Annotated in this window: 19 protein-coding genes and 1 tRNA gene; 9 read left to right on the top strand and 11 right to left on the bottom strand. The window is 54.5% G+C overall.

The window, feature by feature from the left end; all coding sequences use genetic code 11:
* Positions 1–28: 28 nt before the first annotated feature.
* The 6 genes from U6037_RS06635 (at position 29) to U6037_RS06660 (ending at position 4,156) form a co-directional block, all read left to right on the top strand.
* Positions 29–754 (top strand): hypothetical protein, encoded by a 726-nt coding sequence (locus U6037_RS06635; protein WP_322846198.1) that lies wholly within the window; start codon positions 29–31, stop codon positions 752–754.
* A 4-nt stretch (positions 755–758) separates the two neighbouring features.
* A complete protein-coding gene (gene fos / locus U6037_RS06640) occupies positions 759–1,175 on the top strand; it encodes a fosfomycin resistance glutathione transferase (RefSeq protein WP_322846199.1) in 417 nt (138 codons plus the stop codon).
* A 60-nt stretch (positions 1,176–1,235) separates the two neighbouring features.
* On the top strand, positions 1,236–1,874 hold the full coding sequence (locus U6037_RS06645; RefSeq protein ID WP_116028846.1) for a LysE family translocator: 639 nt from the start codon (positions 1,236–1,238) through the stop codon (positions 1,872–1,874).
* Between the two features lie 79 nt (positions 1,875–1,953).
* Complete coding sequence (locus U6037_RS06650) at positions 1,954–3,303, top strand: bifunctional diguanylate cyclase/phosphodiesterase (RefSeq protein WP_322846200.1); 1,350 nt, start codon at positions 1,954–1,956, stop codon at positions 3,301–3,303.
* A gap of 117 nt (positions 3,304–3,420) precedes the next feature.
* Complete coding sequence (locus U6037_RS06655; protein ID WP_007911485.1) at positions 3,421–3,576, top strand: KGG domain-containing protein; 156 nt, start codon at positions 3,421–3,423, stop codon at positions 3,574–3,576.
* 76 nt (positions 3,577–3,652) lie between these two features.
* Positions 3,653–4,156 (top strand): DUF4142 domain-containing protein, encoded by a 504-nt coding sequence (locus U6037_RS06660; protein WP_322846201.1) that lies wholly within the window; start codon positions 3,653–3,655, stop codon positions 4,154–4,156.
* 81 nt (positions 4,157–4,237) lie between these two features.
* Here the strand turns inward: U6037_RS06660 and U6037_RS06665 are convergent, their stop codons facing one another.
* The 3 genes from U6037_RS06665 to U6037_RS06675 form a co-directional block, all read right to left on the bottom strand.
* The gene (locus tag U6037_RS06665; RefSeq protein WP_064119712.1) at positions 4,238–4,648 is read right to left on the bottom strand and encodes a low affinity iron permease family protein; all 411 of its coding nucleotides are present in this window, start codon (positions 4,646–4,648) and stop codon (positions 4,238–4,240) included.
* Positions 4,649–4,770: 122 nt separating this feature from the next.
* Positions 4,771–5,310: an AidA/PixA family protein gene (locus U6037_RS06670; RefSeq protein WP_322846202.1), complete on the bottom strand. Its 540-nt coding sequence runs from the start codon at positions 5,308–5,310 to the stop codon at positions 4,771–4,773.
* Positions 5,311–5,436: 126 nt separating this feature from the next.
* Complete coding sequence (locus U6037_RS06675) at positions 5,437–5,940, bottom strand: inclusion body family protein (protein ID WP_016982769.1); 504 nt, start codon at positions 5,938–5,940, stop codon at positions 5,437–5,439.
* Between the two features lie 377 nt (positions 5,941–6,317).
* On the opposite strand from U6037_RS06675, the gene tam reads away from it, so the two are divergent.
* Together tam and U6037_RS06685 are read left to right on the top strand one after the other, a co-directional pair.
* A complete protein-coding gene (tam, locus tag U6037_RS06680; RefSeq protein WP_322846203.1) occupies positions 6,318–7,088 on the top strand; it encodes a trans-aconitate 2-methyltransferase in 771 nt (256 codons plus the stop codon).
* 610 nt (positions 7,089–7,698) lie between these two features.
* Complete coding sequence (locus U6037_RS06685; protein WP_273914379.1) at positions 7,699–7,959, top strand: hypothetical protein; 261 nt, start codon at positions 7,699–7,701, stop codon at positions 7,957–7,959.
* 89 nt (positions 7,960–8,048) lie between these two features.
* Here the strand turns inward: U6037_RS06685 and U6037_RS06690 are convergent, their stop codons facing one another.
* Both U6037_RS06690 and U6037_RS06695 read right to left on the bottom strand, forming a co-directional pair.
* Positions 8,049–8,912, bottom strand: coding sequence for an HNH endonuclease (locus U6037_RS06690; protein ID WP_322846204.1), 864 nt, complete (start codon positions 8,910–8,912; stop codon positions 8,049–8,051).
* Between the two features lie 1,336 nt (positions 8,913–10,248).
* Positions 10,249–11,031, bottom strand: coding sequence for a class I SAM-dependent methyltransferase (locus U6037_RS06695; protein WP_322846205.1), 783 nt, complete (start codon positions 11,029–11,031; stop codon positions 10,249–10,251).
* A gap of 568 nt (positions 11,032–11,599) precedes the next feature.
* On the opposite strand from U6037_RS06695, the gene U6037_RS06700 reads away from it, so the two are divergent.
* The gene (locus tag U6037_RS06700; protein ID WP_322846206.1) at positions 11,600–11,962 is read left to right on the top strand and encodes a DUF6124 family protein; all 363 of its coding nucleotides are present in this window, start codon (positions 11,600–11,602) and stop codon (positions 11,960–11,962) included.
* A 58-nt stretch (positions 11,963–12,020) separates the two neighbouring features.
* On the opposite strand, the gene U6037_RS06705 is transcribed toward U6037_RS06700, so the two are convergent.
* From U6037_RS06705 to U6037_RS06730, 6 genes are all read right to left on the bottom strand, one after another.
* A complete protein-coding gene (locus U6037_RS06705; RefSeq protein ID WP_322846207.1) occupies positions 12,021–13,298 on the bottom strand; it encodes a type II toxin-antitoxin system HipA family toxin in 1,278 nt (425 codons plus the stop codon).
* Positions 13,291–13,608, bottom strand: coding sequence for a helix-turn-helix domain-containing protein (locus tag U6037_RS06710; protein WP_007911474.1), 318 nt, complete (start codon positions 13,606–13,608; stop codon positions 13,291–13,293). The genes U6037_RS06705 and U6037_RS06710 overlap by 8 nt, the downstream gene beginning before the upstream one ends.
* 143 nt (positions 13,609–13,751) lie before the next feature.
* Positions 13,752–14,159 carry a type II toxin-antitoxin system HicB family antitoxin gene (locus U6037_RS06715; protein ID WP_186623803.1) on the bottom strand — a complete coding sequence of 136 codons (408 nt, stop codon included), beginning with the start codon at positions 14,157–14,159 and terminating at the stop codon, positions 13,752–13,754.
* A 48-nt stretch (positions 14,160–14,207) separates the two neighbouring features.
* Positions 14,208–14,357 (bottom strand): type II toxin-antitoxin system HicA family toxin, encoded by a 150-nt coding sequence (locus tag U6037_RS06720; RefSeq protein WP_322847290.1) that lies wholly within the window; start codon positions 14,355–14,357, stop codon positions 14,208–14,210.
* 226 nt (positions 14,358–14,583) lie between these two features.
* A tRNA-Gly gene (locus U6037_RS06725) sits at positions 14,584–14,657 on the bottom strand.
* 158 nt (positions 14,658–14,815) lie between these two features.
* On the bottom strand, positions 14,816–15,700 hold the full coding sequence (locus tag U6037_RS06730) for an alpha/beta fold hydrolase (RefSeq protein WP_102900243.1): 885 nt from the start codon (positions 15,698–15,700) through the stop codon (positions 14,816–14,818).
* Positions 15,701–15,968 lie beyond the last annotated feature (268 nt).

A 15,968-nucleotide genomic window follows, 5' to 3' on the forward strand; every position in this document is an offset into this window, starting at 1 on the left:
ACAGATTTTTTCTACTCAAGGAAGAACAATGATTTCGCGTATCACCTTGCTGGGCTCTTTCATCGCAATGGGTCTTTTAACGACAACCGCCCAAGCCCAGGCCGCCTGCCAGACCAAAGACTTCGACGGCAAATCCCTGTCGCGCTGCAAAGTCTGGCCGGCCGTGCAGAACCAGGCGATTGCGGTTAAATCGACTTATCTTGCCGACGCCGGCGGCGATGATGCCGGGGTCTTCGATCTGGATCTGTCGATCGTCAACGCCAGCACTTACAACCCCATCGCCACTTACCGTAAACCGGGCGCTTACAACTCCGATGCCGTGCGCTTTGAGGATCTGCGCATCGACACGGCGCGCTATCGATTGGCGCCGGAAGTTCGCGCTTTCGGCCTGCGTTCAAAGTTCGTGCACAGCTCCCACGCCATTCCCTACGAGAAAACCGATCTGGCGTTGTATGTGCGCGAAGGCAATGAGTTGCGTCCGGTGCTGGAGGGCTTGGTGGTTGCCAAGAGCAATGGCGAGTTCATGAATGATTGCGAAGGCTACACAAAGACGATTCGCCGAACCGTCGAGATCGGCTCTTCCAGTCATCATGGTCTGGCCGATTTGATTGTCACCACCAGCGGCAGCAAAATGAAAAACACCCAGTCGGGTAAAGAGTGCGTTTCTAATACCACCCGCCTGAAGCAAAAACAGATCACCCTGACCTACGACGGCGAACAATACACCGTCCCCGAAGACCTCAGAGGTTACTGACCCGATGCTCACCGGCCTCAACCACCTGACACTCGCGGTCAGCGATCTGAACCGCAGCCTGGCGTTCTATCGCGATGTGTTGCAACTGCGCGTCGAAGCCACGTGGGATGCCGGTGCCTACTTGTCGCTGCCGGGGTTGTGGTTGTGTCTGTCGCTTGATCCGTTGCGCTCGAGTGAACCGTGCGCCGATTACACCCATTACGCGTTCAGCCTCAATGCAGCCGATTTCTCAACATTCGTAGCAAAGCTGAAAGCGGTGAACGTGCAGGAGTGGCGTGATAACCGCAGCGAAGGCGCGTCGTTCTACTTCCTCGATCCCGACGGCCACAAGCTCGAGGCTCACGTCGGCGATCTCGCTTCACGACTGGCAGCCTGTCGGCAAAAACCATACGCCGGCATGCATTTTTACGACGAGTCATGATCAGACACATTTGTCTGTTATAGACTGGCCGCCACGTGTTCTGGCGCTTGCAGGTTTTCCATGACTCCATCGTTGCTAATGGCCGTGCTGGCCTCGGGTTTCATTTACGGCATTACGCCCGGACCGGGTGTACTGGCGGTGTTCGGCATTGGCGCAGCCCATGGGCGACGGGCCGGGGCGGGGTTTCTTTGCGGGCACCTGCTCGGCGATGTGGTCTGGTGCAGTACGGCGCTGATCGCGATTGTCGGCGCCCGGGAAATCGGCAGCACCGCGTTTGATGTGCTCGGTGTGCTCAGCGGCTTGTACTTGTTCTGGCTTGGCTGGCGTGCCGTGCGGGCCCAGCGTCGCAACGGTGACGAACCGCAAGGCGCGGCGCGCAAGCCGTTCTGGCACGGCATTTTGTTTGGTTTGACCAACCCCAAGGCCTATCCGGTGGCGGTGGCGACGTTCACCGCGCTGCTGTCGAGCCGTGCCGAACTGCTCAACTGGTCGATGCTGCCGGCGCTGATTGCCCTGAGTTTCCTCGGTGGCCTGCTGGCCTACGCTATTCTGATCGGCGTGGTCGGCGCGCAACGGGTTCGCACGCTGTATCAGCGTCATGAGCTGCTTATCACCCGCTTGTGCGGCGTGATGTTCATCGGTTTTGCCATCAACGCGCTGATGCATGCGCTGCCGGGGCTGATGCCGAACAAGGCTTGAAAGTGAGTGCAGGGAGGCGCAATCACGAGGTCAGGGATGGTTGAACAGTGCTGCATTGCCCGGACACCCACGCTGAACCATGGAAAGCCGAAATTCCGCGCCGTTGGCGAGTTTTATCGACCTGTTGCTGGACGCCGTTTGTGCGGTCGACAAGCAAGGCCGCTTCGTTTTTGTCAGCGCCGCCTGCGAACGGGTTTTCGGCTATTCGCCTGAAGAATTGATCGGCCGGCAAATGATTGAGCTGGTGCACCCGGCGGATCGTCAGCGCACGCTCGCCGCCGCCAACGAAATCATGGGCGGCGAACCCAAACTCAACTTCGAAAATCGTTACCTGCGCAAGGACGGCAGCGTCGTGCATATCCTTTGGTCGGCGCGCTGGTCGGAAGTCGACCAACTGCGCATCGCCGTGGCGCGCGACATCACCGAGCGCAAGCAGGCCGAGTCGCGCCAGGCAGCGCTGTACGCGATTTCCGAAGCGGCCCATGCGGCCGAAGATCTGCTGGCGCTGTTCAAACGCATCCACCTGATCATCGGCGAATGGCTGCCGGCGATGAATTTCTCCGTGGCGCTGTACGACGAACACTGCGCGCAACTGAATTTCCCCTATCACGTCGACGATCACGAATTGCAACCCGAGCAACCGGGCACCGTCACCGGGCGTCTGTGCGCGGAAGTTATCCGTAGCGGCCAGCCGATTCTTCTGACGCCGGACAGTGCAGATTCCCCGGCGGATTTCGCCGAACTGGTGGCGGGGCAGAACTCGCCTTGCTGGCTCGGCGTACCGTTGAACTCGAAAAACGGCACCATCGGTGCCTTGATCGTCAAAAGTCTGCCCGGCGGCGAGCGCTATACCGAACAGGACAAGGAACTGCTGCAGTACGTTTGCGCTCAGGTCGCCACGGCCATCGAACGCCAGCAATTGCACGCCCGCCTGCGGCGCATGGCGCAGTACGATCAACTGACGCAACTGCCTAATCGCGAATTGCTGCGCGATCGTTTGAAGGCGGCTTTGGCCGGCGCTCGCGAGCAATCCGGGCACATGGCTTTGTTGTACGTCGACCTGGATCGCTTCAAACAGGTCAACGACACCTTCGGCCATGCCGTCGGCGACATGCTCCTGCAAACCGTGGCCAATCGTCTCAAGGGCTGCGTGCGGGAAACCGACACCGTGGCCCGAATTGGCGGTGATGAATTTGTCGTGCTGCTGCACAGCGTTCAGGCCTCGGAAGACGCTGACGGCGTGGCGGAAAAAATCCGACAGGTACTGGTGCAACCGATGCGCCTGGATGGCCACAATCTGCATATCGAACCGAGCATTGGCGTCGCCCGCTATCCAGAGCACGGCAGTGAGGAGCAGCAACTGTTTCGGCATGCCGATCAGGCGATGTACGCGGCCAAACGCTTGAACCATCACGCGTTGAATAGCTGATCCGGGGCCGCCGTTCGTCGCAGCGACTGCAACTTTTCTAAACCTTTGCCGGCCAGAAAATTCTCAATCTTAGGCGGGCACCTGCTCGCCACGATCATTACCAAGAGGTAGAGAATCATGCCTAATTCAAGAAACTCGAACTCGGGAAACTTCGCCAACGATCGAACGAAGGCCTCTGAAGCAGGTCGCAAAGGTGGGAAAACCACCACAACGACCGTCGACAAAGAGCCAAAACCCGATATGGGTCGCAAGCCCGCTCAGAAATCGAAGTAGTCGGTGAAGGTAGTTTTGATTGAGAGGCGGGGGCGTAAGCTCCCGCTTGAATTTTGCAAGTAAGGAGGGCGCGACCATGAGCCGAATGGCCACCCGTATACGCACCATGAGTTTTGCATCGCTGTTGGGTCTGTGTGCCAGTAGCGCTTTTGCCCAGTCGCCCGCCGATTTCATCAACGATGCCTCGGCCAAAGGCATGGCCGATATCGAGGCCAGTCGTCTGGCCCACAGCAAGGCCGAGTCGAAAGAGGTCAAGGACTACACCATCGTCGTCATCAACGACCGCACCACAGCCAACCAGCACCTGGCGAAAATCGCCAAGAAGCTCGACTTGCCGGTCGCGCCGCGTGAGGAACTGGCCGGCAAGGCCAAGGAGTTGATGCCGCAAGTGACCGAAGGCGCATCCTTCGATCAGGCCTACGCTGCCAGTCAGGTTAAAGCCACCGAAGAGGCCATCGAGCAGATTCAGCAGGAAGCGCAGACCACCGACGTGCCGGAGATCAAAGCCTTCGCCGACGAGACCCTGCCGAAACTGCAAAGCCATCTGGAGATGGCCCGCCAGTTACAGGCCAGCCGTTAATCAAGATCAAAAGATCGCAGCCTTCGGCAGCTCCTACACCTGTTTATGTAGGAGCTGCCGAAGGCTGCGATCTTTTGCTTTTTAGCATTCATTCAAATCCTGCTTCGGTTTGCTCTTCTCGCCCAGCCCCTCAAGATTGAACACTTCCCCTTCGCCCAACGAGCGGTAGTGCCTGCGCAACGCCTCCAACTGTTTCAGATCCAGCGCTTCCAGCCCAAGCATCGCGTTCTGCGCCTCTTTGGTCACCAAGAGCAATTCATCGATCTTCAAATGGAGAATGTCGGTGTCGCGGTTCTGCGTGTTCTGGATCAGGAACACCATCAGGAACGTGATGATCGTGGTCGAGGTGTTGATGATCAGTTGCCAGGTATCGTTGTAATGAAAAATCGGCCCGCTCAAACCCCACAACCCGATCAGGATCAACGCGCCCATGAAGGTCTTCGGACTACCAGCCACCATCGCGAGCTTCTGGGAGATTTTTGCGAATTTCATAGCGGGGTTCCTTATTGGGGGGAGTGCTTGAAATTCAGACATTGGGGGCGATATGAAAATTCTACTGATGTGCGAGATGTCCCTGAAAAACCGGCCTTCCGACCGGTTTTGGCATTGGTACTCTATAGCTTGATCTCAATGTCGACGGTCCAGTGGAAATAACCCACCACCTCACACTGCTGATTGACCAGCATGAAACTCAGTTCGCATTGCGCGTCGCCGGGTTTCTTCGGCGTGCACGTCCAGAAATGATCATCAGCCTGTCGGCTGCCCGGTGTTGTCGGGTCGTCCGGGTTGGGCGCGGGCACCGTCAGATCGGGATGAATTTGCAGGTTCGGTTCGGAAAGCACGCCGCTGTCAGCCACTGTCATGCGGTACACGACCACACTGTGTTCGGCGATCAGGCTGACGGAGCGTCCGCGAACGTGCAGGTCGCGGTCAATCTCAACGGGGATTGTTATTGTGCTGTCATTTATGACTATTTCTTTCGAGTTATTACCTATGGCGAAAAAGATAAATCCATCGGTAATGCTCGTTGGCGCGGCCGCGTCCAGACTTGGGTTCGGATAACGCGTCAGCACTGATTCGGCATCGACGATCAGCAACACATTGTGTGCGTCGGTGACGGCGGATGAGGGTGAAGGGATCGGTTCGCTGGTCATCATGGATTCCTTTCATGATGTTGGCACAAAACGACAGCCGCTTCGGTCAAGGCAAGACATCCTGTTGCGACCGAAGCAGCAGCGGATCGGTTGAGCCCCTTGTTACCCAAAGGGTTCGACACATCATCAGTTATGGATGGAAATGAACGGATCCCACGAGCAGCAGCCGATGATCTGGCAGTTGCGGTCGACGATCAGGAAGTGGAAGTGATAGGTCACGCGGCCACAGTCCAGGGTTTCGGATGACCAATAGTGGTTGTCGACTTTCTGGCAGCTTGGCACGGATGGATTGCTTGTATTGGGCACAGCTACGCACGCTGTGGCCTTGCGCGGGGAGGGGGGCGAGATCAGGTTCTCCCCGGCGTTGGGGATGAATTTGTAGAAAATCACCGCCTGTTCGAAGCTCTGCGACAGGCTGGTTTCTCGCCAGCGAATCAGATCGCCGACCTGAGCCTTGAGGTCCAGTTCGCCACCGGCCTGGCCACTGACGACGTTGTCCTGATTGGTGACCATGTACACATGTTTCCAATCGATCAGCGTGGGGTTCTTCGGATCCTTGCTGATGTTTGGATACTTTTTCAGAATGGTTTCGGTGTCGATGGAAACCAGAATATCCGTCACTCGAGACATGGTGATGCTCCTTTTTCATAGTGAACGTCGGACTGCAATCCAGTCACGACGATGCTTGCTTGCCGTATGGCTTTTGCGAGCACACTACTGGGGGAACCCACTGATCACGAGAAATGAACAGGCCGTGCTCCTTGCACGAAATCGACTGATTCGGGTTCCTTCCGACTGCCGCTCCTTGACTATAGGTACGATTTTTTGGCTGTCAAAATCGCTTTTGTATGGCTCGACGGACGGTCGCTGAATCCATAAGGTCCGACCTATTGGCTATAAGCAGGCAGGACGGTCTGACACCGTTTGCAATCGAGCCGCTGTGGAACTGCTCGCTGCGCACCCTGTATCGTGACGAACCGCTGAAATGTCCCCGACAGGAGAACGCAATGAGTTGGTCCGCCAAACAATACGTCGCTTTCGAAGATGAACGCACCCGCCCGGCCCGCGATCTGCTGGCGGCGATTCCCACGTCTGACGCGCGAACCGTGGTCGATATCGGTTGTGGTCCCGGTAACTCGACGGAGCTGCTGGTGCAGCGTTTTCCCGGGGCGAAAGTCAGCGGGCTGGACAGTTCGGCGGACATGATCGATGCAGCTCGCAAGCGCTTGCCGGATTTGCGGTTCGACGTGGGGGAGATTGATAAATGGGCGGATGAAGGCCCGTTCGATGTGATCTTCGCCAACGCCGTGCTGCAGTGGGTGCCGGATCACGCGACGTTGCTGCCGGCACTGGCAGGCAAACTGTCTGCCGGTGGCAGCCTGGCGATCCAGATGCCGGACAACCTCAATGAACCTTCCCACCGCTTGATGCGTGAAGTCGCCGCGAATGGCCCTTGGGCCAGTAAACTCGCGGGTGCAGCGGGCCAGCGTACCGACATGGCGAGCGCCGGCGATTATTTCTCGATGCTGCGGCCACATTGTGCGCGGGTCGATGTGTGGCGCACCACCTATCACCATCAGCTCTCAGGCGGGGCGGCGGGGGTGGTGGAGTGGTTCAAGGGCAGCGGGTTGATTCCGTTCTTGAGTCCGCTGACCGAGGCGGAAAAGGCGCAGTACCTGGAGCAGTATCTGGCGGAGGTTGAGAAGGCTTATCCGGCGTTGGCGAATGGCTCGGTGCTGCTGCCATTTCCCAGGTTGTTTATCGTCGCGACGCGCTGAAATAAATTGGTCCTATTTTTTTTCGGCTGGAAATTTTTGGTGCGCTTTGGGACGGGCCCTTCATCGGAACGCCGCCCGCCCAGCCTCTCCCGAGGGAGACCTTGATCTGATAATTATTACAGCGGATATCGCTGCCGCTTCCAATTTGACCAGTGAGTTCAGCATGGACACAGACACCTATACATAAATTCGCCTAACACTTTTCAAACACAGCGCAGGGTCGTTCCTCGACGCTCTGGATGAGGCCAAGATTTTGCACGGCCCCATTCATATGTTTTTCACAAACTCTCAAGGTTCGGGACTGGTGGAAGTAATCACGGCCCTATCAGAAGCCATGCCTTGGAACGCTATATCAGAGGTTGTAGTTGCGTGGATTTATGCCTCCAAAATCCACAAACCTGATCGCAATCGATACAAAATCTGTAGATAAGTCATAGCTGTTCTCTAAACGTGGGTGGTGACCAATCAGGAAACCATTGTCCAAGTCGCGTTGCTTATCCAGTATCAGGTTTTCTTAGGTTCGAGCACAAATCAGATATAAGGCTTTGACAGCACGCGTTGGCTAACCTTCACTCACGTCTCGACAGATACGATGTATTAAGGAGCGACCATGACCTGGGAACGCAGGCACGACCCAAAGGAATACGTTTCAATCATCGCGGAGGTTTTCTATGATCCCGCCCGCCGCAAGAATGGCGTGCGACCAACAAGCGGGCAGTCCTTTGCCCAAAACATGAAGATTGAGTGCTCGAGAGAGATCAGAGATTATCCAGTAGGCACGAAGGTGCGCCTGAGGGTTGTGGAGACTACCAAGGAAGACAGCCGACCATTCCTATACAGCAGCTACAAATGGGAGCATGAACTCGTTTGAGCCAATTTTCCGGGCAGTCCGGTATTCACTCAGATATCCACGGCCTCGCTATGTGGATTGTAATCCCATCTTGAAGCAGAGCTAGGGCGTTACGTCCCCCGCTTTAGATCAAACGCGTTGTTATGAAAGCGCAAAAAAGCACCAATTTCTCTCGAATCGGAGGGTTTCATTTCTCCAAGCTCAAGCCGTCTTTTTTTAAGTTGAAAATGTTTGTCCAAAATTTCCGCATATTTCGGATTGACCTCCAACGAAAATCCACCCACACCCTCCCGAAAGGTTATTAGATGACTATCAAAAAGTTTGTCGATGTGACTGGCCAAAAGAATGCCGTTGCAGCCATTTCGGTGCTCCCCGTCTTCACATTCGGCCCTTGGTTTGATGTGTGAGGCGATCAACATTTCGGGCACGTCGATGCCTGTTAGAGCACATACCTTACTCCCCCAGACTCTCATGACATTTTTCTTAAACTCACCTTGGCCTAGCCGACACATCACCTCTCTTGTAATCGACGCATCTCTAGAGTCAGTGCGAGTCATTTCTTCAATATCTTTCTCTAAGGACGATCTGTACTGAGCACTAGTAGCTATCATCTCGTCGTAAAGCGCTTTGTAATCGTCCCGCACCAGCTCTAAAGAGGTGATGTGGCTTCCAATGAACGTGTTAAATGTATGCCCCTCAGGAAGCATTTTTTTTGTAATTTCAAGCGGTGGTGCGAGGGGGGTAAAGGCCTCGATCAGATATTTACGCCGTCCTCGCTTATCTGTTTCCTCCTCTTTGGTATATCGATAAATCCCATGAAAAAAATAACGTTTCAACTTGTCTGCGCTTCCAGAAACTACATATATCAGGTCACCTGAGCTGATAGTAGTTGGCCTTGCGGAGTACATCGCGACCCCGTTGAATTCGCCAAATTCACTTAACGCATCTTTGTTGTAAAGGTGTCTGTTCGCCATAGACTTCTATCCTTCCATAAGGGTGACCAGCTTGATGGAGTACTCGCGTCTCCTGAAACCGAGCATGGCACGCATGACGGCACCGTGACGACAATCCGATACACGTGACAATACAAAACCGCGCGGATCTTCAGCATCATGATCACTCTCCCTCGTCGCTGACGCATCAAATGCCCTTTTGCGTAAACAATCTAGCGGTAGGGTGAGTACCTATAGGCGTGTTTTCACGCAAGTTGTCGAACTGAGGGGCGACCAGAGACCTTATGCACCGGAATTGCCCCCCCGTCTCCTTTTGACGAAAGCAGACATCGGGCCCAATGGTGGCAAATAGCTTGCACAGGTAAACGCTATATGGCTTGATACGCCAAGAGCGCACATTAGGCAAGACAGTGTAAAGATCAACTTAGCATGACTACGCTATTGAGCTACAAGAAAGTAATCTAGGTTCATCGGAGTATGAATTTAGTTTCAGTACAGTACTGTGTAGATAATGCAAATCATCCAAAAAAAACGTAGTCCATAAGATGATACGTATATACCCACAGTCAAATCATATTTAAACCCGCATCGGAAACCAACATGCCATTCGATCCAATTTACTCACCTACTATATTGTCAATAATTGCCGCTAGCTTATTGATGCTGGCTCTATTGACTTGTGGGCTATTCTTGAGCGGGGAGTTTACGCGGCCAGTAGTAATATTTCTTGGCGTCTGTTTGATTTGTCTTGGCGCATATGGTCATGTCCAATTCATAGAAATGCAAACGGAAGCAGTGTCGCTAATTAACAAAAATCAATTATCGCAAAGTGTTTACGATAACTTCCTAAAGTATCAGGCTATTTTCAGTTATCTCTTCCCTGCAATATCAGCGGCCATAGGTACAAATGTAATTTCGGACGCGCTATTGAAGCATCATACATACCAAAGGAGTTTCTCAATGGTTCAGTTTATAAAAGACTGCTCTCAGCTAATAGTACTCCTAGTGGGCATCATAATTATTGTGCCGATATTATTGTTTTGGATTGTGGCCTCATCAATACCTACCCTCCGAAGAAAAACAAGACCGATCGCTAAAGTGTTTTTCCGTCGACTAACTTTGAAATTATTAAAGTTTGATATTATCACTCGAAATAAATTTCGCAAAAAAGCCAGAAGCGCCGATATTGCAACGAGCTAATGTGCTAATCATCGAAATAAAACTTAAGAGTCCATCGGGATTTGTTTTAGAGGTTCACAACCTCCGATTGTTTTGGCGCGGTCACCAAGGTGGAGGAGTCCCCACTCGGCGGCCGCTCCTCTCAGATCATTAACACAAATAACACTCATTCTCCAAATCAACCTATGGAAGACTGGCGCCCAGTTCCGGCCGGGGTGTTTCGCGCACTTCGAAAGCGCTGCACCGCCACCAACATTATCATCGGCCGCTCCCGCTCTTCTGCCAGCGCCGGTTGCGCCGCGACTTCAGCATCGCTCGGCCCCCATTCATTGACATGTCGAATGGTAAACCCCGCATCGATCAGCGAATTGAGCAATGTCCCGACCGTACGATGTTGCTTGATCACGCCCTCAGCCAGCCAGTTCGTCACCCGCTCACCCTCCAACTGATAGCTGTCCAGCGGCCAACGCTTGTTACCGTCACGGTCAATCAACCAACCCGGATTACGCGGCGCCATGAAGATTGGATGCTCAATGGAAAACACAAAGTGCGAACCCGGTTTCAGTGCCGCGTACAGGTGAGCAAACAGCCCCGGCAAATCCTTGATGTAATGCAGCACCAGTGAGCTGTAGGCCAAATCAAAACTACAGGCGGACAGATCGAGCTGTTCCAGATCGGCGCGTTCATACCGAATATTCGCCGCCGTCGTGGTAGCCCGCGCTCGCTCCAGCATCTTCTCCGAGACATCCAGCCCCAACACACTCCCCGCGCCATTCTCAATGGCCCAACGACTGAACCAGCCATAACCGCAGCCCAGATCCACCACGTTCAAGCCATGCATGGATGGCAACAGCGCTTTAAGCGCCGGCCACTCCGGCGCCGCGTCGAGGCCGCCGATTGAGCGGTTCATCTGGCTGTAGCCCTGGAAAAATTCGGGATCATCGTAAATGTTTTGCGTCATGTTGAAATACTCTTTTGAGTTCGGTCGTCAGCGGCAAAGTGGCCGCGATTGGAATCCCTCGAAAGTGATGGCGCGTATTCGTCGATGGCCGCGCAGGGGGAGGGTGGTGGCTGAAAGGGAAATGCTAGTCGGTCGAGAGGAAGGTGAAAATCGATGGAGTGTTGTGGATCTGTAATGTCAGAAAATTCTGCAAGGTTTTTGGCTGCTTAAACGCACTCGGTGGCCAGTGTTTATAAGCGCTCGGTGTTACGTCCTGATGCCTACAAATCCTTGCGCCGTTGCCTACCACTACGCCAGAATCCGCCGGCTTGTGCGCTTGGCAGGCGGTCGGTAACTTGGTTCGCGTCACTGATTTCCAGTGATCGGGTTTAGCAGCCCGGCTAGGACTGACCAACGGTTGCACATGTATCTTCCAGTCAGGCATCGCCTGCACTTGATGGTGGCTGTGCGCATGGCACCCTCGGGTGCGCCGGGTTTTGGACTTCCTACCGGTCTGCTAACTTGCGTACAGCTGCCACCCTTTCGTATAGCAGCGGGATGGTTGCAGTTACCATAAAAGGAAGATTCCATGTTCAAGGTAACGCCAAATCCGCCGGAAACCGATCCGGCATCCCCCTACGAATCACCCAACTCAAAGAAATTCCACGAAGCCGCCGAACGCGCCCTCGACCACTACCTCAGCCCCACGGCCAGAATCATGGGTTCCACCCACGAACCCGAACCGATGTACCTCGCCAACCCTGCCTACGACACCGAGTCTCTGCTGGCCAACGCCAGCGAAACACTCGGCTCGGCCACCACCATGCTCAACAACTTCGCCGCGCTGCTGGATACCTCACACCGCAAGACTGCACTCGGCATCGCGCAGGTCGTCATGTTGGGGGAATTGGCGGTGAATCAGGCGCTGGATAAGGTTGTGCCGGTGGGTTAACCCTTTCGCTTCAAGACGCCAAAGAAACCGGCCAATGAGTGCCGGTTTCTCGAGACGGCTACCTGGCAGCACGACTTCCGGCAAGTAGCCCGATGTTTTGATCGATGCGTTGTTGAATGGTGCGCAATGTTTCCTGGGTGATCACACCCGGATACAAGCTTTTAGCCATGGCTGAGAATCGGCTAGCCACCTCGCAAAATCGGTCAATGATGTCGGCGGCCGTAGCGGCGTTTACTTCAGCCTCCACTGCAAGGTTGAGCAGGTGTTCTCTTCCAATTTCCAAGGCTTCACCCATCACGTCCATCTGGTGATAGCCTCCCGGCCCCTCGCAGAAAGTGACGTCATAGGCCGGCGCTAATTTCCAGTCTCCGCCAGGCGACATGATGTAAGCAAAGTTCTTCGGATGGTCGTCTCGGTTGTTGAATGCGACATTGAAGACGACCCGCTCAAACGCTACGGCTTTCTCTCGTACGTCATTGCTGCACTTATGAGTCGCACGCAAGAAGTTGACGTAGTCCAGCGCCCCTGGGGATCTGAAGTCCGCACCGGTAAAGGCTGCAAGACTCTGCATGGGCACCCGCAAGTCGTTTTGTCGGTCAAAGCGTTTGGTGGCAAAAGCGGCCATTCCTTCAGACAGGCTGAAATAACGAGTGTCAGGGGTTTGGATACCGCACAAGCGTAAACATTCGGCATAGACCATTTCGATGGCGCACACCTCGGGATGTTCTTGCTGAGCCGGAAACTTCACCAACCAGGCTTCGAAACCGGGAGTGGCAGCCGTAGTAAAGGCGTCAGTGTGCGGATCGCGATACACCAGCGCTTTTGGTCGGGCGCCCTGTGGAGAGCCTCCGATCAGTAGCAGTTTCTGGAGAAGCTCTCCACCTTTACCTTTGAGTACCTCCTGCACTTCGGACGCGAGCAGCTCGATGGGAACATGCATTTGCGGTTCCAGCGCCTCGGGTGCAACAGGTTCAAACGACATGGCCCCCATGGCATTGTTGCCAATGTAGGCTAGCCGCTCCAAGGGGCCTATGCGCGCGGGGTTGAGGCCTCGACGTTTGAACAATCGGTCCATCAGCAACATGCCCCAGCCATCTGGCAGCGAGTCATAAACCGGCCCAGGCAGTCCCAGCTGATGTGACGGGAAATCCCGGTTTAACCTGGCTCCCTGTAATGGAAGCCTCAAGGAGGAGAGTTCCAGCCCTCTGTTTTTTGCCTCATCGCTGTACTCAAACATGACCTGCGGGCGACCGGTCAGGGCTTTCGTCGAAGCAAGTGTGCCCCACCGCCAACGTTCACCCCAGCCCTCGTAATAGACGTCAACTTGTTCAAGCATTGTCGGCTTTCCTTTTGATGCGATGACGCTTGGCCGTTTTTTCGTAGCGAATGATATCGTCCAGAGTTTCGAGCCTTGGCAGAAACAACCCTTCGAGTTCCTTTTCGCGCCCGAGAACCATCGCCACTCGCACCATGTTGTCGAAACTCACATTACGACCGGCTTCAAGGTTTGACACCGTATTCGTCGCAATGCCCGCGCGAGCGGCCACGTCTGCCTGTGTCATCTCCAAAGCCAATCGTTCTGTGCGCAGGCGGTGGCAAATCCGTTTGACGATCTCGCTTGCGGTGGTGAGGCTTAAATCCAGCATGTCGTGTGTACCGTCGGCGTTCAGTTTTGATTCTCAGTACGCAATATACTGTGGATTAAACCTAAAAATATCCTTTAACTCACAAGAAAATGTAATTAGGTTTAATCAGTAGGATAGGCCAGCACGGGTTGACGCGCCAAGGTTCAACCCTGCTGCAAAACTTTCAGAGCCGCCGACGCCAGAAAGCCCGAGCGGCTTTTCTCTTCCGGGTGATGCAACACATACTCATCAATGCGGTTGAGCAAATGCCCCGGCAACGTGATGTTGAGTTTCTGGGCTTTACCCAAGTACTTCACGACATCTATATCGACCACGGCCCATGCACATCCTGCGTACTTCGGATTAGCGACGTTCACGCCCAGTTTGCTCGCAGGCGGGATCGGCGCACCGTCCTCAGCCAAAATTTCGAAATGTCCCTCGATGGCTTCGCGAGCCATGGCGACGGCATCATCCAGATCATCGCCAGCCGAAAAGCAGCCCGGAATGTCCGGCACCTCCACGCCCCAGGCGTGTTCCTCATCACCTATTGAAATCGCAATCGGGTAGAGCATATTCGTTTCCTCCATCGCGCCGATGACCTGAACAAGTCAGAGCAGCGCTTATTGCAAAATACTGATGGCCGTTTTCTTCAACAGATTTTTCTTCGGATGCGGCACAGTGACCAGTCCAGGCTTGACTGGTTGTTTGAAGTGATGGTGGCTGCCTCTGACCCGCACTAAAGACCAACCGTCTGCGACGAGCTGGCCTATACCTACTTGGCTTTTGTGATCAACACTATAACCACCAAGTGGTCATTGTCCGTCATTCGGCTCAGAGGTTTGAATCCCCAAGGATTCAGAGTGTGTTGCAGGTTTTTGCATTGTTTCGAAATGCAGCATCGGATTTTTTCAGGCACAAAAAAACCGGCCATCAAGGCCGGTTTTTTCTGTTCCTGCATCCCCCGTCAAAAAACACAACGTGAGATTCATATTCGAGTGGAGCGGGTAGAGGGAATCGAACCCTCGTCGGAAGCTTGGGAAGCTACTGTTCTACCATTAAACTATACCCGCTCAGAGCGGCTGACTTTGTACCAGACTCGGCCACGGATTTGAAGTTTTTCTTTTACTCATGAACGCTTTGAATCACTGAAAACGGTCAATCGCGGGCGAGCACTGCGGTGAGAAAAGCAAAATCTCGATCCCGCAGTCCCGCACGCGAAGACACTCTTTCAAATAGCCAATGCATGTTGATCCTGAACAAACGAGTAACGCGTTCGGCTGGCTTGCGGCGCCGGTTTCAGAAAGCCGAGCAGGGCATTCTGGCTATCGCGGCACGCGGCCTTGTGTTCCATGTCGAGGAAGTGCCCGGTGGCTTGCAGCGTGGTAAACGTGCTCTGCGCCACGTGGTTGCCGAACAGGCGCGCGTCTTCGGCAGCGGTGTATTCGTCCCATTCGCCGTTTAGAAACAGCACCGGCACGTTGATCTTTTTCGCTGCATTCAGATAGCACTGCCGATCGCTGTGCAGCACGTCGCTGATGTGGAAGTGCATCTGCCCGTATTCGTGCTCGGCGAGGCTGCTGACGTGGCGGTAGTTGAAGCGTTTGAACAGTGACGGCAAGTGTTTGCCGATGGTGTTGTTGACCAGATGGCCGACGCGGTCGCCGTCACGCTGGCCGAGGTAGTCGACGCCGCGTTCGAGGTAATCGAGCATGTGTGCGTTGATCACCGGCGAGAAAGAGCTGATCACCGCCCGTTCAATGCGCCGTGGCTGGTGGGCGAGGGCGACCAGCGTCGCGGCACCGCCCCAGGAAAACGACAGCACGTGTTCGGCGGCGAAGTGGTCGATCAGCTCCAGCAGAATCTGCCCTTCGACGTCTTTCGTCAGATGTTTCTCATGGCGGTTGTGGGCTTTTGACCGACCCGCGTAGGGCTGGTCGTAGCAGACCACGTTGAATTGCGGGTGCAGGTTTTTCACAGTCTGTGCAAACGACGCAGTCGTGGCCATCGAGCCGTTGACCAGGATGATGGTCTTTTCTGCGGCGTCTGCGCGATAGAACTCCGTGTAAACCCGATACTGACCCTGTATATCCAGCACAGCGATTTCTGGCCTCATGTCATAAGACTCCTGGCAAGCAAGCGGGTATGCGCGCAAATAGAGATTGCACGAGCTTTGTGACAGGTAGGCATACGCCTGGAATTTGCTTGGCCCATGTCGATCCATGACTGCGGTCGACGGGTATTGTTATTGGCGGGCAGTCTGCCGGCTGAGGCGGAGCCTTGAAGGCTCTCTACCGGCAAAAAGTTTCTTAGAGGTATGCTGTGACTCATCGGTCACAATTTGGCCGACGTCCTGATTCAAGCAGGGGAGTCGGGATCGCGCA

The organism is Pseudomonas sp. B33.4 (assembly GCF_034555375.1).
GTDB lineage: Bacteria > Pseudomonadota > Gammaproteobacteria > Pseudomonadales > Pseudomonadaceae > Aquipseudomonas.